Annotated in this window: 13 protein-coding genes; 9 read left to right on the top strand and 4 right to left on the bottom strand. The window is 40.0% G+C overall.

Translation table 11 applies throughout. The features are described from left to right. Window positions 1-156: 156 nt before the first annotated feature. Together HMPREF1505_RS05105 and HMPREF1505_RS05100 are read right to left on the bottom strand one after the other, a co-directional pair. Window positions 157-1,077 (bottom strand): hypothetical protein, encoded by a 921-nt coding sequence (locus tag HMPREF1505_RS05105; protein WP_036923488.1) that lies wholly within the window; start codon window positions 1,075-1,077, stop codon window positions 157-159. Window positions 1,078-1,313: 236 nt separating this feature from the next. Further along, a complete protein-coding gene (locus tag HMPREF1505_RS05100) occupies window positions 1,314-2,198 on the bottom strand; it encodes a hypothetical protein (RefSeq protein ID WP_036923486.1) in 885 nt (294 codons plus the stop codon). A 2,573-nt stretch (window positions 2,199-4,771) separates the two neighbouring features. On the opposite strand from HMPREF1505_RS05100, the gene HMPREF1505_RS05090 reads away from it, so the two are divergent. The 7 genes from HMPREF1505_RS05090 (at window position 4,772) to HMPREF1505_RS13105 (ending at window position 14,046) form a co-directional block, all read left to right on the top strand. Next, window positions 4,772-6,097, top strand: a complete 1,326-nt coding sequence (locus HMPREF1505_RS05090; RefSeq protein ID WP_197017495.1) for a DNA cytosine methyltransferase — start codon at window positions 4,772-4,774, stop codon at window positions 6,095-6,097. A gap of 3 nt (window positions 6,098-6,100) precedes the next feature. Continuing rightward, window positions 6,101-7,615 (top strand): DNA cytosine methyltransferase, encoded by a 1,515-nt coding sequence (locus tag HMPREF1505_RS05085; RefSeq protein ID WP_036923482.1) that lies wholly within the window; start codon window positions 6,101-6,103, stop codon window positions 7,613-7,615. Further along, a complete protein-coding gene (locus HMPREF1505_RS12610) occupies window positions 7,612-9,069 on the top strand; it encodes an McrB family protein (protein ID WP_051412323.1) in 1,458 nt (485 codons plus the stop codon). The genes HMPREF1505_RS05085 and HMPREF1505_RS12610 overlap by 4 nt, the downstream gene beginning before the upstream one ends. Continuing rightward, window positions 9,066-11,228, top strand: a complete 2,163-nt coding sequence (locus tag HMPREF1505_RS05075) for an LlaJI family restriction endonuclease (protein ID WP_036923480.1) — start codon at window positions 9,066-9,068, stop codon at window positions 11,226-11,228. The genes HMPREF1505_RS12610 and HMPREF1505_RS05075 overlap by 4 nt, the downstream gene beginning before the upstream one ends. Before the next feature lie 554 nt (window positions 11,229-11,782). Next, a complete protein-coding gene (locus tag HMPREF1505_RS05070) occupies window positions 11,783-12,268 on the top strand; it encodes a D-Ala-D-Ala carboxypeptidase family metallohydrolase (protein ID WP_036923477.1) in 486 nt (161 codons plus the stop codon). Window positions 12,269-12,873: 605 nt separating this feature from the next. Further along, complete coding sequence (locus HMPREF1505_RS05060) at window positions 12,874-13,395, top strand: HU family DNA-binding protein (RefSeq protein WP_004359161.1); 522 nt, start codon at window positions 12,874-12,876, stop codon at window positions 13,393-13,395. A gap of 558 nt (window positions 13,396-13,953) precedes the next feature. Further along, the gene (locus HMPREF1505_RS13105) at window positions 13,954-14,046 is read left to right on the top strand and encodes a smalltalk protein (RefSeq protein ID WP_152031158.1); all 93 of its coding nucleotides are present in this window, start codon (window positions 13,954-13,956) and stop codon (window positions 14,044-14,046) included. A gap of 1,168 nt (window positions 14,047-15,214) precedes the next feature. Here the strand turns inward: HMPREF1505_RS13105 and nhaA are convergent. Together nhaA and HMPREF1505_RS05050 are read right to left on the bottom strand one after the other, a co-directional pair. Then, window positions 15,215-16,540: a Na+/H+ antiporter NhaA gene (nhaA, locus tag HMPREF1505_RS05055; protein WP_036923471.1), complete on the bottom strand. Its 1,326-nt coding sequence runs from the start codon at window positions 16,538-16,540 to the stop codon at window positions 15,215-15,217. Between the two features lie 309 nt (window positions 16,541-16,849). Continuing rightward, window positions 16,850-19,348, bottom strand: coding sequence for a YfhO family protein (locus HMPREF1505_RS05050; RefSeq protein WP_036923468.1), 2,499 nt, complete (start codon window positions 19,346-19,348; stop codon window positions 16,850-16,852). Between the two features lie 106 nt (window positions 19,349-19,454). Here HMPREF1505_RS05050 and HMPREF1505_RS05045 point away from each other — a divergent pair, with 106 nt between their 5' ends. Together HMPREF1505_RS05045 and HMPREF1505_RS05040 are read left to right on the top strand one after the other, a co-directional pair. Then, on the top strand, window positions 19,455-20,162 hold the full coding sequence (locus tag HMPREF1505_RS05045; protein WP_036923465.1) for a 5'-methylthioadenosine/adenosylhomocysteine nucleosidase: 708 nt from the start codon (window positions 19,455-19,457) through the stop codon (window positions 20,160-20,162). 231 nt (window positions 20,163-20,393) lie between these two features. Next, on the top strand, window positions 20,394-20,888 hold the full coding sequence (locus HMPREF1505_RS05040; protein ID WP_036923462.1) for an S-ribosylhomocysteine lyase: 495 nt from the start codon (window positions 20,394-20,396) through the stop codon (window positions 20,886-20,888). Window positions 20,889-21,329 lie beyond the last annotated feature (441 nt).

Below are 21,329 nucleotides of genomic sequence, written 5' to 3'. Positions count from 1 at the left end.
GATGTTAGGAAACAATACCATAGTAATAAGAATTATACATATTGTGGTCTAATGACCGATTGGCTTCATATTACTGAAGACTCAAAAGAGTAGGGCACACTATAAACAGAAGTTATGATATGCCCTAAAATATTCAAAGCTTATGCGGGAAACACATTAATTGTTTACATAAGTAATAACATACTTATAGCGCGAAGTACCATAATAAAGCACCTCTATAGGACGCCCCTTTGCATCTAACTTATAGGTAATATTCTCAGGAGGAAGAGCTTCTTTATAAAAATAAACTGTCATCCTACTAACCAAATAATCTGAACGAAGACCAAACTGATCTGGCCAAAAGTGAGCACAATGTTCAAAGAGATAAGACGTAATGATATACAAATTCAAGTCTGGAAAAGACTTATTTGGAATGGTAGAGTAACTACTTGTCATGTACAATTGGATAGCAGGCCTCTCATGCTCTTTAAATCGTACTTCCGACAGATTACCATTCGTCCAAGTAAAATTCATTAACTTTCTACGATTATGATTATAATAAGAAGTCAGACGCCCATCCTTATCATAAACAAACTGATCATAAAGAACTGTATGGGGCGTTCTAATTCTATCTGGCTCGTAAGTAATAAATGACTCATAGAAAAACTTAGCTGCTCGTCCCTGACCATCCAAAGAGAGAGTAGCCTTCCACTCAGGAATAAGCGTTTCTTTTGATTCGTGACCCTCTTGCTGAAGCACATACTCAGACTGAGAATAAGTACCCTTACCAATCATTGCTGGTTGTGTAAAATACTTTGGTACGGTACTGGAAATACCAACAAGGCGCATCTGATTATCATAACTGAAAATCTCCGTCTTAATAGGTTCTTCATCCGGTCCATAGTATGTCTCTATTTTTGAGATATAATCAAGTACCTTCTTTTTAGGAACAACAGGTTTCAAATTATTCTTATCACCTGGACGACTGTTGTCAACATTAACAATATTATCCTTCTCCCCTTCCTTCACCTCCGAATCATCCTTAGAGCAAGCGGTAAAGGCGAGCGCACCAACAAGTAATAGGGCTAAATACTTCATATGAGTTTTGTTTTAAATGATCATGTCGCAAAGTTAAGAATTAATCATAACATCCAATAACAAAAAAAGTTATACTCTGTTTCAAAAAGAAAAGCATTAGAAAAAAGTATACATGTAGCTTAACCCTGAAACTCTAAGTTTACTTATAACCTACAAAATTAAAAATTTGACATAAAACTTAGGGCGCATCATAACCAAAAAGTATGATGCGCCCTAATACGATAATCGGAGAACTACTAAATGTTTGCGTAGGTGATAATATATTTTGTCAAACGAGATATACCAGTATCTACTATTGTCTCAGAAACTCTACCTTTAGAATCCAACTTATGTGAAAAGGTTCTATACACTCTTTCTTTTAAAAGAATCCTACTTAGCATGTGTGCAGAACGGAATCCAACAACATCTGACCAAAGAGACCACCAGCGACCATCCGTGTGATAATCTGCAAAGAATAAGTTGAGATCAGGGTAGCTCCTATTTGGAATGTTCGTATAAATATAGTTTTCGTCAATCCCAGAAGGCTTCGGATTAATTTTCGATACCCCCCCCTTAGTATGGTAAAGTATCGACTCAATATTGCCATTCTTCCATACCAAAGGGATAATACTTGGAAAACCTTGCTGAGCGAATGATGTGCAATGCCCTAAGCTATCATGTTTAAAGAAAGCGTCAATATATTTAAAGTATTCCCTGTTAGATGAATGAAGATACGATCCATAAATATAGGTATTTACCTGTAAAGCCTTTCCCTGCTTGTCTAATATAATAAAAAAGTCTTCGGGATAACGACGCTTACCATTATAAGTAGATTCCAATTTATGAAACTCTATCTGATTCTCAGAGTATGACATCTTACAATTACTCTTATGACCATCGTCAAACTCATTATAATAATACGTACAGCCTACAAGCCGTTTCTGTTTATCATACGTAAAAGTATACTCACCTGCTTTTTCATAATCTTTTACATTATTACCCAATGGTTTATAGAAAAATTCTATTTTAGCAATATAATCTTTCTTCTTCTCGGATAGGGTAGGGCTCAGACCCTCCTCATTATCTTTTGAACAAGCCGTAAGGGCAAGTAAACCTAATAGCAAAATTGCTAAATGCTTCATAAAGAATTAGTTTTTAATTATTATGTCCACAAAGTTAAGGAATAAACAATAAACTCACGAATAAAAAAGCTATTATAACATTTCAAAAAAGGTAAGACTGTAAAACATGAGTTTACCACTGCACTAAATCTTTATATAATAAACCACAAACTAATCAAATATATCGTGCGAAGGCTCCGCACATATGGTGCGAAGGCTTAGCACGACATGTGCGGAGGACCTATAACATTACAAGAATAGGAAAAACCTCAGTCGGTATGTGATGAATAGTGCGACATATAGGGAGGGAAAACTGAATGTAAAGCATTCGTGAGTGTCGACAAAATAGGAACATATTTGGCACATATAGATTAAATAGGTGGAACGAACAGTCGAAAGTTCTGCTATAAATCAAAAATACGATGCTTGGCGAGCATAAAGCGACAAAAAGGGAATATATTTTACTGACATAATAAATCGACATAATAAACTGAATATCAATGGAAAAGAAATATTGATAAAAGTAAAGTGCGACAAAAAAGTGACAAGTTTTTGTACTTTTCGAACGTAAAAGAGAAAGGAAATCACCATAACTTTATTAATATCAATGCTTTATCGCATAAATAGAGTAGGGGAGTATCGAAAATAGCTTCCCTATTTGTCTCCGCTATCTTTAAGCGATAAAACAGCATTTTGCGAATGATTAAGAACGAAAAAAGGCTTAGGTGCGACAAAAAAGGAGGAAAAACTCTCATGTCAAAACCTATAAAAAGTATGTCGACAAAGTCATGAAAAGAAGAAAACTCAATGAGAATAACCTTCCTAAAATGTGAACATAAAAACCGAAAAGTTTGAACAATGAAAAGAAGAAATAATCCTTCTAAATTCGATACGAATACCGACAAGCTGATGAAAAAGAAAAACATACAAACGTCCTTACGTATCTCTGCCCTTTAATCATTGAACACGAGGAAGTAAAGAATAGCCTATAAGAAAATTAAAAAGCGATAATATACTGATAAACAAATATATAAAAACATATTTGAAGATAATAAGAATCCTGTGTAACCGCCTAAAAAACAACCGAATAAAGCAAAGATCAACGGTAATAAAAATAAGAAAACGAAACAAAACATACTACCAAACCGACATGAATCTCACCAAAATTTCCTACCCGAAACCACCGACTAAAAACCCACAAAACCATGAAACGGAAATGAAAACCCGACTCAAAACGTTCGTCCTACAAGCCTACAGCAAAACAGAAAACGCCTGCACCGCTCCTAAAACGTATGTGCGACAAAAAGGGAGGTTGCGCCCAAAACCTTTGTTTAAAGTCTTCTTCCCCCAGCGAAAAATATATATTTTCTCAAAACAAAACACCTCTTCTTAACTTAGAATATCGTTATATAATCTTTATTAGATATTAGTAGAGGCCCTTAAAGCCATTGAACCTTAAATAGTTACACGATTATTCGACGACAAATTAGTAACTTAGCGGCGACAGATTAGTAAGTAGGTTGCGACAAATTAGTAAGGATGGTGCGACACTTTAGTAGCTATTGGGGTGGGGTAGTCGACAAGTTAGGAGGTTAGGTGCGACGAATAGGGAAAGAATAAGGCTTCGTTATGAAAAATATAAACAAATTCTCCCTTTTTGTAACGAATCTTCCTTTCTTTCACTTCTTTTCCTTTGCTTCTTCCATAAATAAACTTGTGATTTTCTGAACTTTGTATCCTTTGTTTTATCTTATAAACTATTGTATTTTTGATAGTTACGAATTCTTCTCTAAACGTTCGAGACAAAAAGGGAAGATATTACCCAATCTTCTGTTTACTATTTCTCGACAAATTAGTAAGTTCGTAAAAATACTTTACATAAAAGACCCTCTAAACCAGACAGAATGAACGGAAGACATAATGGACAGAGTATGTAAAAGACAAAGTAACAGGGGAACAGAAGACGTAATGACATAAGGGACAGAAGCCAAGATGACAGACAGAATGATGCAGAATCCATAATGACATAATGGACAGAATCCAAAATGACAGACAGAATGAACAGAAGCCATAATGACATAGGGGACAGAAGTTATAATGACAGACAGAATGATGCAGAAGCCATAATGACATAATGGACAGAAGTCATAATGACATAAGTAATAAAAGACATAGAAGTGCCCCTCCCCCTATCCCCTTCCCCGAGGGAGGGGAGTGAACACCGAGATACCCTTTGGGCTGTGGCAAGAAATAGTAAACGGAAACTAACAAATCCTCTTTGTCTTAAAAGCCTTCTTAAGCTTATGAGGCTTATTAGCACCATTCTACCAATATAATATCCCGAGCTTTGTTTTTTTGTCATTCTGTCTTTTCCCCTTTCCCCTGTCTTTTATTACTTCTGTCCCTTCTGTCCTTCTGTCTTCTGTTCCCTTGTCTTTGTATTACTTTGTTTTTTCTGTCTTTATTTGTCATTCTGTCTGAAAATGATTACCTTTGCAGTGAGTATGTATAACACTGTTTTGTACGAAATGAGGAGAGAGCTATAACCAACAATGACTGCGGTGGATGGTAATAGAATAAGACTCTTGAAATCAATGACAAAACACATAGAAATACTTAGTTATATTGCTCATAACTATTGCCGAGATTTCGGATATAACGCTGAAAGACTTGGTTGCATTATCTGGAATAAGTTAGAATTATTAATGGCGAGGAAGAAAACATATAACTTTATAGACCTATTTGCTGGGTGTGGAGGACTGAGTGAAGGGTTTTATAGGCAAGGTTTCAAAGCGGTTGCTCACGTTGAGATAAATCATTATGCTTGCGAAACTTTGAAGGAACGTATGAAGTTTTATGGTTATCAAAATTATGATAAGGAAGTTATCGAAAAAGATATTACTTCTCCCGATATTCTCAATACGATAGATGATGCTGTGGCTGGTCGTCAGGTTGATATTATTATAGGTGGACCTCCATGTCAGGCTTATTCGACAGCAGGCAGAGTTAGAGATAAAAAAGGGATGGAAAAAGACCCGCGTAATTTTCTGTTTGAAAGTTATGTAAGGGTCTTGGAACATTATATGCCTAAGATTTTCGTTTTTGAAAATGTTACAGGCTTACTGTCTGCAAAAGTTAATGGAAAAGCTATTTTCCCTCAGATTATAGAGGCTTTAGGAAAGCATTATAACGTCGTTAGTGATACTGATAAAATACTCTTCAATTCTGTGTGCTACGGTGTACCACAAATGCGAAAGAGAATCATTTTAATTGGTGTCAGAAAAGATCTAAACTCTTGTGAGGCTACAGATGTCTATGATAGTATTCAAAAGACACACTTTTCTCCAGAAACTCCAATTGAGGATAGGGGTAAGCTTAAAAGTTATGTTGATGTAAGAGCTGCTTTGGGTGATTTACCCTTTGTCTTACCAGGGCAGGATGCTTCTACACCAAACTTTGAATACCCATGTAATAATGATTTTTTAAAGTCTATAGGCAAGAGGGGTGTTTATCCATTAATGGATCATATATGCCGTAAACATAATGAAACAGATAGGGAAAGATTCCGTGTTATGATTGATAATCATTGGAGTTTTGGAGAAATGAGAAGAAGACGTCCAGATTTAGAGCATAAGAACGCAAGAGTGTTTGATAATAGTTATGTTGTTCAATGGTGGGATTTGCCAAGTAAAACAATATTAGCCCATATTCATAAGGACGGTTTTCAGTTTATACATCCAGACTCAAAACAAGCACGTAGTTTTACAGTTCGTGAAGCAGCAAGAATACAATCATTTCCAGATGATTTTGTGTTTATGGGCTCTCGTGGAGAGAAATACAAACAAATAGGCAATGCTGTTCCTTGTTTATTTGCTGAAGCATTAGCAAAAGGAATAAAGCAGATTCTCAATGGCATTTAGTATATGTTCTTTAAAGATATAAATAGTATTAAGACAAAAGCAGATAAAAGTTTTCAGCTAGAACTTGTTTCTATCTATTGCAAAATAGTTAGACAATTAACTTGTAAACTTGCTATTCCTTTTACGTTAGAATCTAAAATTTCTAAAAAGATAATTAATGAGCTTCTTGATATTGGGATTATCTCATCTAAGTTACAGATACCTGATTTAGAAAAACAATTGGGTGTTTTGTATAATGAGTTTATATCTTCTATTGCAGTATACGTGGAGAACAAACGTGCTTTTGGGAATACATTAGATAAGCTTTATAACAAGAAAAGAGAAAAACTACAAAAGAAAGAATCTGCGGCAATTAAACCAACCGTTGCGGATTTTTTTGCTGGAGCTGGAGGTTTAAGTTTAGGATTTACACATGCTGGCTTTAAGATTTCCTTTGCAAATGATTTTGAAGGGGTATGCATAAATACTTACCGTTATAATCATCCTGAAATACCAGAACAAAACATCTTACAAGCGGATATTCGAGATATTGTCAATCACATAGATAAATATATAACAGAAGATATTGATGTGGTGATGGGTGGTCCCCCTTGTCAGGGCTTTAGCAGTGCTAATCAGCAACGAATAATAGACGACCCACGTAATGAATTATACAAGTATTTCTTGAAAGCTGTAGAGAAGCTTGCTCCTAAATTTGTTGTTATGGAAAACGTGAGGGGTATGCTTTCTGTTGCAGAGCAAGTTGTAGAAGATTATAATTCTATTAGAGCGGAGAAAAATGGAATAGAATATTCATATAGCGTTGGTTATGAGTTATTTAATGCAGTGGATTTTTCTGTTGCTCAAAATAGAGAACGTGTTATATATATAGCAATTAGAAATGATGTTTGTGAGGAAAAAGAAATTACTCCGCAAACTGTTTTCGATTCTATTAAAGAAGCATGTAAAGGAAATTGTACTTACACTTTATCGGATGCGTTGGCTTATATTAAGCCTTTGGAAGCTCCACGTGTACGTAATACTAATGAAATAGATAGTGAAACAACAGGTAAGAAAGTAGATGTAAATAGCTTTTCTGGACATGACAACGATTATTTATCATTGATAAATGATAAGAGGACAATACCTTTAACTTATAATCATAAAGCCCGATATGTAAATGATATAAATTATGATATATATCGTTTGTTAAACCCTGGAGAGGATGCATCAAATGAAAAGATTGCGGATATTATGCCGTATAAGAATCGATTACATTGTTTCAAAGATAAATATTACAAACTTATTCCTGATAGACCATCAAGGACAATAACAGCTCATCTTAGAATGGATTGCCACTCGCATATCCATCCTTACCAAATTAGGGCTATAACACCACGTGAAGCAGCTCGTTGTCAGTCTTTTCCCGATGATTATTTCTTCCTCGGAGCATATCTTAAAACCTATATGGAGATTGGAAATGCTGTTCCTGTCTTAATGGCAAAACAAATCGCAAAAATCATAAAGCAATATATATGATACACTCAATGTTCTTTTATAAGCAGTTGACTAAGGCTGAGGTTGGTCAAACTGGCACACATGAAATCTACATACGCCTCTCAAACGGTTTTGACTATGAAACATTCTTTGGGGATACCCCACAAGTAAATGAGAATGGAACTATAACTATTTATTTTGAGGCGATTAATACTTCAAAAGGACTTAACGAAACAATAAATGTCCCTATAAGGTTTGTTTATTACAGTAATTCTAATAAAGAGAAGCGAATTCCAAGTTTAGGCGAATTATTTAAAGAAAACAATGTTGAAGTTGATGATATTGTGTGCCTTGAAAGTCGTAGGGTTGATGATAAATACTCTTTTTATATAAGATTCTTTAAGAAAGGAACTATTCGTATAGAACCTTCTTCTTTTTCTTTTACCACTGTAGGTGATGAAAATAAGGAAAACATTATATCAACGAACAAATCAATTACACCTCTCCAGCAAATTTTCTATGGTGCACCTGGCACAGGTAAGTCATGCGGTGTAAAGAAAGCTTTGGCAGGGAATAATGTTCCTAATGAAAATATTTTCCGTACTACATTCCATCCCGATAGTGATTACTCTACCTTTGTAGGTGCCTATAAGCCTACGATGGAGGTCGTTTCACATTATGAAAGTAGTACGGGAGCGCAGATAGAAGAAAAGCGCATTGCTTATAACTTTATTCCGCAAGCCTTTCTAAATGCCTATGTGCGTGCTTATCAAACAGATGAGAATGTTTATCTTGTTATTGAGGAGATAAACAGAGGTAATTGTGCCCAGATATTTGGCGACTTATTTCAGCTCTTGGATAGAGGTGATGATGGGAAGTCGGATTATAGTATTAAGGCAGACACAGATATAAGAACTTACTTAGAAACGGCGTTGGGAAGTAAGAGCGAAGGTATCAAGAATGGTGAACTCTGCTTACCTTCAAACCTTTATATTCTTGCCACCATGAACACCAGCGACCAGAGTCTGTTCCCTATCGACAGTGCATTCAAGCGCAGATGGGAGTGGGAGTATGTGCCTATTCGCAATGAAGGAAAAGGCTGGGTTATAGCAGCTGATAGTAAGGAATGGGACTGGTGGGAGTTCTTGGAAGCTGTGAACGAGAAGATTGCCAGTGTAACTGACAGCGAAGACAAGAAACTCGGTTATTTCTTTGTCAAGCCAGCCGATGGGCACACGATTACGGCAAAGACCTTTGTGGGTAAGGTGTTGTTCTATCTTTGGAACGATGTATTTAAGGATTATGGCTTCAGCGATGATGAGTTTCAGACGGAAGATGGTAAGGAGATGAAGTACCCGATGTTCTATGAAACCGAAGGTGGCAAGGATGTTAATGAGCGTCTTATCGCACGGTTCTTAAGCAATTTGAAGCTAAAGACGGTTGATGCTGCGGACGTTATAGAAGAGGAAATAACAGCAGAGGACGACGAGGCGTGAGAGTCATCATAGAAGGATATTGCTATCGAGCCAGTGCAGTGCGTGATGTGTTGCGCGAACTAAGTTCATTGGAGAATGTTGGGGGCGAGATAAGTGTGGGTTATGTAGGCTACTATTATCATCCGCAGCTAAGAGATTGTGTCTTTATTCTTCCTAAGGTATTAGTGAATGAGGAGAATAAAGTATTCTCCCGATTAGATCCGCACGACATCATCGACCTTGATCACTGCACGGAACTATCATCAGAAGAACGTAGTTTTATCTATGAGTTTGCCGTGTGGATATATCGTGCTATAGAGGTGTTCAATAAGAGTAATCCCAACAGTGGCATTGTTTTACACAGGAAGATAGCCGAGATGGGTAAGGGCAAGCGAGTATTGAGTAATACTTTCCTTGATATACTACTCTCACTCTTGCGGTTTAACAAGGAACATCATAGTTTCTTTACAACCATACTACGCAATCTTCATTCAGGCTATAATAAGATTAATTGGACACGTACTATCTCTCGTTCTACGGCATGGGTGCAAGATGATGTCCCTGTTTATCTTAACCCTGTGAACAAGAAGCGACAAATAAATACTGATGAGGAGTTGATTATAATTTATTTCTCAATCCTTAATCATATCAGCGAAACATACGGCTTCCCTGTGGATATCACGCTCGGTTTTGAACTGATAAAAGGACGAAAGTTTGAACATTATTTGAAGGGTTATGGTAAGCGTCGATTGCAACAGATAAAGTATCGTTACTTCTCAGATATACAGCTGCGTCTGTGGGAGATGTGCTATGCTTTCTTTGATAAGGCACATCAGATTCATATCGTAACAGAACAGCGGGAATACCTGTTGGTAAAGAACTTCAACATTGTCTTTGAAGCCATTATCGATGAGCTGATAGGCGATAAGGAGCCGCCACGAGGACTGAAAGATCAAGACGACGGCAAGCGGGTAGACCATATTTACAGTTACCGTAATCTCACGAACAACGAGGAAGATAGACCGATTTATTATATTGGCGACAGTAAGTATTATAAGATTGGTAATAAGATTTCAGACGAGTCAGTCTATAAGCAGTTTACCTATGCTCGTAATGTGATACAGTGGAACCTTAATCTCTTTTTAGATAACAGTGAAGAGGATGCCGCATTGCGCAAGGAACACCCAATATACAGGGACGAGCAGACAGAAGGATATAACATCGTTCCAAACTTCTTTATCAGTGCGAAGATGGATGAAAAGTTGTCGTATGCCGATAATGTTTCGACCACAAACCGTGAGAATAACACTTTCCTCTCTCGTCATTTTGAGAATCGTCTTTTCGATCGTGATACGCTGTTAGTCTATCACTATGATGTAAACTTCCTCTATGTTGTTTCGCTCTATGCGAGAGAAAATGCACACCAGAAGGCACAATGGAAGCAGAAGGTGCGTGAACTCTTTAGAGAGAAGATACAAGAGGCATTAAAAGAGAAATACGCCTTCTATGCGATGGCACCAAAGCCGGGAGTGAATCATGAGAAATATTTACGTGAGAACTTCCAAGAGCTGTTGGGCAAGGTGTATCGTCCCTTTGATGACACCAACTATCTCTCGTTGGCGTTGGATAAGCAAAAAGAGTCAGAAAATAAAGATTTACTGGATAAACTGCAGAAAGACTATTATGTGGTAGAATGTCCGTTAGGAAAGAATCCAACGTCCGTGTTGAGTGGCGAGAAGGCTCAAAATAGTTCTGAGGCTGTTCATGGTCGTAAGGGCGTATTGATGGTGATGATGGAGAAATATGCGACTAAGTCTGCTAATTTCTCTCATGGTAAACTGGCTGTTGCTATTAAGATGACCGTAGAGAGTATGGATATTGTGGAAAACCTTAGTAATATTGGTTATGTACTCTTTCATCATCGTAGTGATAACGACCAGCACCTCTTTTCAGTCAAGGGAACGTGCACAATAAAGGCTGCAGGCGAGTTAGAAGATGCCCGCTATAAGAATATTGGCAACAAAGAACTGTATATCTCTGTAGATATTGATACAACCGAACTTCCCAACGATAATCTCCATGCATCAATGATAAAACCCGCATCAAAGGAAACAAGATATGATGCGCAGTTCGCAAGGCTGAGCGATTTGGAAAGTGACAATAGTAAAGTTGCTGAATAAAAAACTTAATTCTGATAAAGGCGGAAGGCAAAGAATACGACAAGACAAAGTAGCATAGAGACAGAAGGTACAAGAAACAGATTTATTCTTTTATGGATAAAAATATAGATCTGTTTTTTGTACCTTCTTTTGTATTATTGTTATTCTATCATCCCCTTTATTGCAATAATACTCTGTACCCATGAGTGGTAGTTGACGAGTTGAAAAGTTTACGAGTAAACAAGTTGCTTGCAGCAATAAATCACAGCTAACAGTAGTAATCATAATTTGTAGTTGACGAGTTTACAAGTTTACGAGTAAACAAGTTACTTGCAGCAATAAATCACAGCTAACAGTAGTAATCATAATTATGACGTACTGATGAGAACTTTGTTCGAATAATTTTGAATTATGAATTATGAATTCAGAATTAAGTTGACTTTGTCTACTCACATTACTACATATATCTTCCTTGGAATCGGTTTTTTTGTGTTGTACCTTTGCATCGTCATCAGGAATGAAGGGATGACGAATGGAGTTTTAATGAACCAAATAATCTATAATAATTAATGTGTATGATCAACGATAGTCATTCTAATGAAATAGATTTTGAGGAGCGACTCTCTCCACATTTTACGGTGGGCGAGATGATGCGCTCGGGAAAGGCGGTGGGCATGGGTATTAAGAATGTGCCTGAGGTGAATCCTGCGCCGGGAGAGGCTTCGAGAGCGGAGGTGATAGAGAACCTTCGGGAGCTTTGTAGATGCGTCTTAGAACCGCTCAGAAGGCGTGTGGGACGTGTGATAGTCGTGGGAGGTTATCGCTGTGAGGCTGTGAATAGGGCTGTTCATGGGGCTGAACATTCGCAACATATGCGGGGTGAGGCGGTGGATATTCATGTGACAGGACTGGAAATGTGTCGGAAATATGCGGCAATTCTCTCTCAAACGGACTTCGATCAGATGATTCTTGAGCCGCAGGAGTCGATAAAAAAGCGGTGGATTCACATCAGTTATAGGCGTGATGGGAAGAATAGACACCAGATTCTTGGGGCAAAATAGGGGAGAAAATGCGGTGAAAGATTTCACTTTTTTGTCGCCGAAAATCTGAGAAATACTTTTTAAGTTACTGACTGTAAATATTTTAATTATTTACGTGAATATCTTTTCATATTTTTAATCGTTTATGTTTATGATGAAGTATGTTTTTACGTTTTTGTGTTTTCCGACTTTTACCTTTATATTTTTATACGTTTTTGCGTTATTGTGTTTTTAGTTATTTCTGTGTTTATCTTTTTATCTGTTTACGTGTTCACTTATTTACTTGTTTACTCGTTTACATAATTTTACACTTTTTTGTCGCAGTATGTCTTTTAGGTAGTTGTCCCTCTCCCTTCTTTTTGTGTTGGGAGGGGGTGAGGACTGGCGAACGGCAAGGGCGATGAGGAGTGGGAAGAAGGGTCTTCAGTAATAGGTTTGCCACTTAGTTTTAAGGTAGTATCACACAGAGAAAAGGAGTAATAAAAATAAAGCGATGTAAGTCACGGAGGCACCGTCGTGCGTGGAGCCACGGAGAGGATTTGCCTCTGTCTTATTAGAGCATAGAGTTAAGATTTCATTTTTTCATTTCAATAATTTCTTTGTTTCACTTTTTAAATTTTCAAGTTATGTCAATCAAATTTCGTATGTATCAGGACAATCGTAAGAACAGCAAGCGCAAGGGTTATTGGTATGCCCGTGCGGTGTCTCCCGACCTTGTTAGTGTTAAGGATCTCGCTCTGCGTATCAGTGAGCGTTGCACCGTAACTGAGCCCGACATTTTGGCTGTCATCAGTGCGTTGGTGTTCGAGATGAATCAGGTCCTCAAGGATGGTAACCGTGTGAAGCTCGACGGTTTGGGAACTTTCCGCGTAGGTATTCACTCTCAGGGTGTTCAGAAGGCAGAAGACTTTAACGCACAGAGAGATATCTACGGTGCGCATGTGCTTTTCTCGCCAACGGTGACTATCGATGCGATGAAGCGTCGTGTGAAGACCCTCATCAGCGGTTTGCGTATTCAGGAGGCTGTGCAGTATGATGCGCCTAAGGCTGCCGAGAAGGCGAAGAACAAGGGCAAGAAGAAGGAGAACAAGCCTTCTGCTGGTCCAGAGCCAGGTGAGGCTACTGCCACTACTGAGGGCCACGCATAGTCGATTGGTTTGAGAGATGAGCGTGAGGGAGTGCCAAGTTTGCGCCCCTCCGCTCTCCGTTTACCCTAAATCGCTTATTAGGAAACAATGTTATTGTAAGAACGTAACATATTGGCTTCTGATGAGCGAGAGGGATAGGGTGTTGGGTGTTGAATGTTGGGTGATGAGTTTTGCCACTTGTGTTTAGAGTTTGAAGCAATGTCACACGGAGTCACGGAGAGAACGGAGGTAAATGCAATGTTATGGAGGCACCGTTGGTGCATAGAGTGACGGAGCTTGTTTGCCAATTTTATTAGCTTAAATACAAAGCATTTATCCAAAAATAATTATCAAGAATCTGTACGCTATACCTCCGTCGCTCTTTGTGCCGTCGGCACCTCCGTAACATTGTGCGTTACCTCCGTCGCCTCTGTGACTCCGTGTGCCTATTACCCCATATTTCGGAAGAACCTTTAGTATTCACTTTTAGTCCAAATCGGCTCGGATACAATGCCGTTAACAAGAAGGGACGGCAGTGTGATCTGCTTGCCGATTGGGCTTTTAATTTATTTAGACGTTATGATTAAACCTATTTGGAAGAATATCCTGCATATTCTCGTTACCGTACTCACAGCGTTAGCAACCACGTTGGGCGTCAGTTCTTGTATGTAAAACTCCTCCCATAAACACCAGTCTTGGACTTAGACAATCATTGTCAGTCACTTTTTAAGACTTAGTTAGACATTCTTATATATTTGAAGTACAGGTGCTTACGCTGAAAATAGGCGACGTATATGTAGGTTACGTGCGACTTCATGGGAGGTTGTCCCCGACAGCGTAGTAGCTTCTGTGCGACAAAAAGGGAGTCTTTTTCCTCATTGTTCGACGGATAGGGAGGAGTGGAGAGACGGATAAGGAGGTTTGTCTCCTTATCTTTCTCTTTTCTTTACAAATATGTCATATTTGTGTTCTTTTCCTTTTGTTTTCATCGTTACTAATTTGTTTGCTACTGTTTTTTGTTTGATTTTCTACCTTTGTAATATTATGTAAATCAAATGATTGTGGAATAGCGCGACAAATTAGTAACTTTCTTCTGTTGAGGCTGTTTGCTGATCTGCGACAAATAGGTAGATTGCTGAAATAATTAAACTTTACACTTTTTTGTCGCAGAATTATATAAATATATATCTAATTCAAAATTCATAATTCAGAATTCATAATTATGATTACCGATGTTAACGGGGATTTATCGCTGCAATTAACTTGTCAACTAACCAATAAAGTTAACTACGAATTACGCGAATGACACGAATTATATTACAATAAGTTTTAGCGTAATTAGAGAAATTCGTAGTAGATGAAGGTTCTATGATAATGAGTAAAATTTGTTTCTGTGTTACGAAGTTGACGAGTAGACAAGTTAGACGGGTTAACGAGTTGCTTGTTATAACGTCTAAATTTGTTCTCATGTTATTTTGTCTCTCTTTGAAGTTGACGAGTTGACAAGTTGGACGGGTTGACGAGTTGCTTGTGATAAAGCTAAATTTGTTCTCATGTTACTTTGTCTCTCTTGGGAGTTGACGAGTTAGCTGAGTTGACAAGTTGCTTGTTATAAAGTCTAAAAAAACAGAGCAACAAATTAGCTTGTTACTCTGTTTTTATGATTCTATAAAAGAAGTCTTACTGTTTACGCCCCTCTTTCTCTTAAATCAGCGATTACGAGTTTGGAGAATCCTTGGGGTATCTCGGTAATCACTCCCCTCCCTACGGGGGAGGGGCAAGGGGGAGGGGCCAGTTGTTTTCTTGTTTTCTTATTTTCTTGTTTTTTGTTTGCTTGTTTTTATTTACTTTTCTTATTCAGCAGCACATACCCACCTATTCCGCCTAAGATGGAGGCGAGGAAGATACCCAATTTTGCTTGTGTCATCAATAGCTCGTCGGTGAAGGCGAGGGTAGAGATGAACATTGACATGGTGAAGCCGATAGAGGCAAGCATACCTAAGCCTAACAGTGTGCGACGAGTGATGGCACTTGGAAGGGTTGCCCAACGCATTTTCACCATTAAGAAAGTTGCTCCGATAATACCAATCGGTTTTCCTAAGAGCAGACCCAATGTCACTCCGAGTGCTACGTGGGTAGAGAAGATGTCAGATAGACTTAAATCCGTGAAGCTGATACCTGCATTGGCAATTGCAAAGATAGGCATGATCAAGAAGGTAACGATAGGTGACATCTTATGTTCAAGCTGTTGTAGCAAGGGAATTGCAATAGTAGTGTCGTGCTGTATATGTGTCAGCACGTCCACCTGTCCCTCCTCCAAGGTTCTCACCTCGTTAGCTTCCTCATGCTCAAAGCGTCTTGTCAGTTTCTTCATACGCTTGAGATAGACCGACTCGTTAATCTTCGCATCGGCTGGAATCATAAAGGCAGCAAGTACGGCAGCAATCGTTGCATGGATTCCTGACAGCAAGAAGGTTACCCATACACCACCGATACCGAGTGCAGCATAGAAGAATAGGCTCTTGATACCGAGTCTGTTTCCTATAAACATCACTGCAAGAAAGCCCAAACCAAAGAGCAAACTCGCAATAGAGAGTTCGGAAGTGTAGAAGAAGGCGATGACAAGTACAGCCCCAAGGTCGTCTACTATGGCAAGCGTTGTAAGGAAAAGCTTTGCCGATGCGGGTACTTTATCGCCCAAAAGATATACTACTCCTAAGGCAAAAGCAATGTCTGTTGCCATCGGTATACCCCATCCCATCGTTTGTGGGGTACCTATGTTCAGACTTAAAAATATCAAGGCAGGTACAATCATACCGCCTATTGCTGCTCCGATAGGTAGAATGGTGTTTCTGATGTCAGCCAGTTCGCCTCCGATAAACTCTCTTTTCAACTCTAAGCCAACCACAAAGAAGAACATAGCCATTAAGCCATCATTAATCCAATGGTGCAGACTATAATTCAGATAAGGCTCTCCGTTGACGATAAATCCTACTTCCTGCTCAAAGAAATGGAAATAGCTCTCAGCAATATTGCTGTTTGCCAATATCATTGCTAAGGTGACACTGAGAATCAGAACGATACCTCCTGACTTCTCCCTACCCATAAACAGCTTTATCGGTAGCATCAAATGCTGGTTTAGCTTCTTTTCAACTCGTTGTCTCATAATTTTCTTCTTATCCTTATTTTACAATATATATAAAAGGTGAAGAACGCTATAAGCCTTATACAATAAAAGCATATAAAGCCTATGCCCTAAACACTCTTCGATTTAAACGGAATACCCTCGTAAGCCAATATACTTGCGAGGGGGTATTCTGTTTTATCCTTTTTCAACCTTCATCTTTTGTGATGACTTCCCCCTTGTCTCCACACTTCACTTCTCGCAATGACCGCAAGTTCAGAGAATCCTTGGGGTATCTCGGTAATTAATTACCCCCCTCCCCCTTCGGGGAGGGATGGGGTGGGGCTTCTTCTACTTCTTCCTCCACTCCATATACCCTGCACCCGCAATCGCCAAGAGCAAGATAACAATCGCAATGTAAGCGATGGTCTCAGTAGTAGAGATACTTGTTGGGTGGAAGTCGAGGACTACGGTATGCTTACCCGGCTTCACGCTCACAGCACGGAGGATATAGTTAACACGTCCGAGTTCTGCAGGCTGACCGTCGATAGTAGCTGTCCAACCCGGATAGTAGATCTCAGAGAAGACGACAACACCACCATTCTTTGAGTTGACAGTGTATTGCAGGTTGTTAGGCTCATACTTATCGAGCTTCACGATTGCAGTAGAGTCGTTCATCTTCGCCTGACCTAAAGCCGCCTCAAACTTCTTATCAGCTACCGCCTCATGGCGCACGTCAATCTTACCCACCTCAGCATATTCAGCGTTGGCATCGTCGACATAGCTGAGCTTATTGACAAACCATCCGTTGCCCTGTGCATATGGGTTCTGTATTGGTGCCGTTGTGCCACCCTGCAGTGGAAGAATAAAGTACTTCGTGTTCAGCATATTCAGTACAGGGAAGATCTTCACACCGTCAACCGCCTGCATATTACCACCTGCAGCAGCAATCGCCTGCATCGTCTTCTGCATCTCTGGAGCGATGTAAGCATCAATCATCTCCTGATAACGACGGAGCTTAGCAGGGTGATAACCACCGATACTCTTATGGAAGTAAGATGTCTCGTTCTCGTTGAACGTGTTAGAAGCAAAGTTCAGCACACGATAGTCAAGACTCTTATCCTTGTTAATCTCAAGGTCGGCTGCTGTTGGCTGCTGTGGCATATCGCGCTCACTCTTTGGTACGAACATCTCGTCATTGAGGTAACGCTTATCCACCTGCCACATATCCACGAGGCAAAGCACCAAAAGACCAGCCACCATATAGTCGGCACGCAACTTCTTCATCTTATAAGCGAAGAGCAAAGCGAAGCCGATGAGGATAACAATAACCGAACGCCAAGCATCAGAGCTGACCATTGCAGCACGCATAGCAGAGACATTCGCGAGGATTGTTCCTGCTGTATTGCTGTCCATGCCCTGAATACTATTAATCATCTGGCGTTCCTGATCGCTGACAAACGGACCCATCATGTCTGGGAATACAGCCACTAAAAGGGCTACACCCGCTGTCAAACCAAGGCTGATATAAGCATACTTCATCTTCTGTCCTAAGAGTTCAGGCTCGTCAACAAGACGTTTTAAGGTCAGTGCTGCCAAGAGCGGGATGGTGAACTCAGCGATAACAAGGATACTTGCCACCGTTCGGAACTTCGCATACATTGGGATGTAATCGAGGAAGAAGTTGGTAAAGCCCATGAAGTTATGGCCCCATGAGAGAAGAACGGAGAGGATTGTAGCTGCTAAGAGTGCCCACTTCATCGTACCCTTCACCACGAAAAGTCCTAAGATGAAGAGGAAAAGCACGAAGGCACCCACGTAAACGGGTCCGCTCGTACCCGGCTGTGTACCGAAATACTGTGGGAAAGCGTCATAGAGCTGTGGAATCATTGACTGTATCTGTGGGTCAACCTTCGACATAGCCGTGCTGCTTTGGCTCAATGGAACACTCGCACCACCCTTTGCATCAGGTACGAGTAAGGTTATCGTCTCATCAATACCATAACTCCACTGCGTGATATAGTCGCGGTCAAGACCAGAGCTTGTCTGGTTCGCGCCATCAGCCTTCAGCAACTCACTCTTGCCACGCATACTCTCTTTCTGATACTCCCATGTGTGGTAAAGGCTTGAGAAATTGATTAATATACCAATCAATGCCGCTACAGCCAATACGCCCGAAGCCTTGAGGAAACCCACGAGTTGCTTCTGGCGAACGGCTTGAACGAGATAGCCGATGACCATAAAGAGGACGATAAAGAGATAGTAATATGTCATCTGTACGTGGTTGGCTTTCACCTCAAAGGCGGTGAAGATAGCCGTCACGATGAATCCCGACAAGTAACGTCCTCGATAAGCCAAGACAATACCGGCAATCATTGGTGGAAGATAAGCCAATGCCATTACCTTCCAGAGGTGACCGGCAGCAATGATGATGAGGAAATAGGACGAGAAAGCCCACATGATACTACCCAATGCCGCCAACGACTGTCGGAAGTCAAAGGCTCGCAACAGAATATAGAAACCTAAGAGATAGACAAAAAGAAACCATACATTGTCTGGCAACCAAAGGTGGTAAGCGTTCATCACCTGCGACAGTCCGTCTGTTGACTGATACGAGGGTGACATCTGATAGGTAGGCATACCACCGAAGATGGCGTTTGTCCAGCGTGTTGCCTCACCAGTACGGTTCTGATACTCTGTCATTTCCTGTGCCGAACCGACACCTGCTGAGGCATCGTGGCGATAGAGAATCTTACCCTGAGTGACTGGAACGAAGAAGTAAGCGAACGAGATGACCGCAAACAACACGACTACCAGTACATCGGGTAGAAATCTTTTCCAAGTTTTCATTTTTATTTAATTTTGCTTATGTCAGACAAATGATTAATCTCTGCAAAGTTACAAAAAACTAAGAACTTACAATATCCAACTTGTAACTTTTTCGTACCTTTGCAGTATGAAAATAGGAATCATCGTTGCGATGGACAAAGAGTTCGCGCAACTTAAAGCAATTCTTTCCAACACCGAGACGAAACATTTTAATCATAAAGACTTCGTTACGGGACGGTTGGGAGAGAAGGAAATCATTCTGCAGCAGTGTGGTATCGGTAAGGTAAACTCTGCCGTCGGTGCTGTTGAGATGATTAATCATTACCACCCTGACCTTGTTATCTCAAGTGGTTGTGCGGGTGGAGCCGACACGTCATTGGAGGTTACTGATGTGGTGGTAGCAACGGAGTGTGCTTACCACGATGCCTACTGTGGCGATGAGGTGGCTTACGGTCAGATTATCGGTATGCCTGCTCGCTTCAAGGCTCCTGCTGAGCTGATTGAAAAGGCACTGTCGTTGAACAACCTACCTGATTGCAAGGACCTGCATGTCAAGGCAGGACTGACCGTCAGTGGCGAGTGGTTTGTCAACTCACGTGAGAAGATGCAACAGATCATGGACCACTTCCCAGAGGCAACAGCTGTAGATATGGAGAGTTGTTCTATTGCGCAGGTCTGCCACATCTATCAAACCCCCTTTGTCTCCTTCCGTGTCATCAGCGATGTTCCGCTCAAAGACAATAAAGCCAGCCAGTACTACGACTTCTGGGAGCGCATTGCCAACGGCAGCTTTGAGGTGACAAGGCACTTTATAGAGGCAATTCATAATTCATAATTCAAAATTCATAATTATGATTACCGATGTAGGCAGAGTTTATAGAATAAGTAATTTGTTTACTTGTCCGCTTGATTCTATCACGGAACTAAAGATATACAGATTTCTTTTTAGCTAACAAAAGCTTAAAGGTTATGGATAAAACTGAAGCTAACAGCGGTAATCATAATTATGAATTGTGAATTATGAATTTTGAATTATAATAGTAATCATAATTATGAATTGTGAATTATGAATTCTGAATTAAACAAGATTCCTTCCTTTACCATTGACCACGAGCGTTTGCTGCGTGGCATTTATGTGAGTCGTAAGGACGAAGTGGGTGGCGAGACCGTTACCACCTTCGACATCCGTATGAAAGAACCAAATCGTGAGCCAGTGTTGCACGTCGGTGCTATCCACGCTATTGAACACTTGGCTGCCACCTTCCTCCGTAATGATGACGAGTGGAAAGACCGTGTTATCTATTGGGGTCCTATGGGCTGCCTGACAGGTAACTATCTTATCCTTCGTGGCGACCTTGAGTCGAAAGAGATTGTCGACCTCATGCGCCGCACCTTTCAATTCGTTGCCGACTTCGAGGGTGAAATCCCCGGTGCTGCCCCACGCGACTGTGGTAACTACCTGCTCCACGACCTGCCTATGGCAAAGTGGGAGTCACGTAAGTTCCTCACCGAGGTGCTGGATAATATCACCGATGCCAACCTCGTTTATCCAGGGAAGTAGACAAGTGAACAAGTAGACAAGTAAACGAGTGGACGAGTAAACAAGTTGCTTGAGTAATAAGACAAAGTAACATGGTGAACGAGTTGACAAGTAAACGAGTGGACGAGTAAACAAGTTGCTTGCGAGGAAGACATAGTAACATAGTTAACAAGTTAGACGAGTTATCAAGTTGCTTGGGATAAAGAGAAAAAAGCAGTGTTAGAGATTTAAAAGGGCGTTAATTCCATGTGAATTAACGCCCTTTTGGCTTGCTAAAGATGCCCTCTTACCTTTGACCTTTGACCTTTGAGGTTTGAACTTTGAACTTTATGATATGAACTTGAAATATTGATGTTTGAACATTGAACTTGGAACTTTCGGTGACTACGAATTTCTCTAATTACGCTAATCCTTATTGCTAAATAATTCGTGTCATTCGCGTAATTAGTAGTCATTAAAGGT

Origin of the sequence: Prevotella sp. ICM33 (assembly GCF_000517825.1) — a bacterium.
Classification (GTDB): Bacteria; Bacteroidota; Bacteroidia; order Bacteroidales; family Bacteroidaceae; genus Prevotella; species Prevotella melaninogenica.
This window is presented reverse-complemented; position numbering and strand designations above follow the sequence as displayed.

Coding starts and splice junctions, on each gene's coding strand:
- HMPREF1505_RS05105 (WP_036923488.1), bottom strand. CDS start 1,077: ATGAAGTATTTAGCCCTATTACTTGTTGGTGCGCTCGCCTTTACCGCT.
- HMPREF1505_RS05100 (WP_036923486.1), bottom strand. CDS start 2,198: ATGAAGCATTTAGCAATTTTGCTATTAGGTTTACTTGCCCTTACGGCT.
- HMPREF1505_RS05090 (WP_197017495.1), top strand. CDS start 4,772: ATGACAAAACACATAGAAATACTTAGTTATATTGCTCATAACTATTGC.
- HMPREF1505_RS05085 (WP_036923482.1), top strand. CDS start 6,101: ATGTTCTTTAAAGATATAAATAGTATTAAGACAAAAGCAGATAAAAGT.
- HMPREF1505_RS12610 (WP_051412323.1), top strand. CDS start 7,612: ATGATACACTCAATGTTCTTTTATAAGCAGTTGACTAAGGCTGAGGTT.
- HMPREF1505_RS05070 (WP_036923477.1), top strand. CDS start 11,783: ATGATCAACGATAGTCATTCTAATGAAATAGATTTTGAGGAGCGACTC.
- HMPREF1505_RS05060 (WP_004359161.1), top strand. CDS start 12,874: ATGTCAATCAAATTTCGTATGTATCAGGACAATCGTAAGAACAGCAAG.
- HMPREF1505_RS13105 (WP_152031158.1), top strand. CDS start 13,954: ATGATTAAACCTATTTGGAAGAATATCCTGCATATTCTCGTTACCGTA.
- nhaA (WP_036923471.1), bottom strand. CDS start 16,540: ATGAGACAACGAGTTGAAAAGAAGCTAAACCAGCATTTGATGCTACCG.
- HMPREF1505_RS05050 (WP_036923468.1), bottom strand. CDS start 19,348: ATGAAAACTTGGAAAAGATTTCTACCCGATGTACTGGTAGTCGTGTTG.
- HMPREF1505_RS05045 (WP_036923465.1), top strand. CDS start 19,455: ATGAAAATAGGAATCATCGTTGCGATGGACAAAGAGTTCGCGCAACTT.
- HMPREF1505_RS05040 (WP_036923462.1), top strand. CDS start 20,394: ATGAATTCTGAATTAAACAAGATTCCTTCCTTTACCATTGACCACGAG.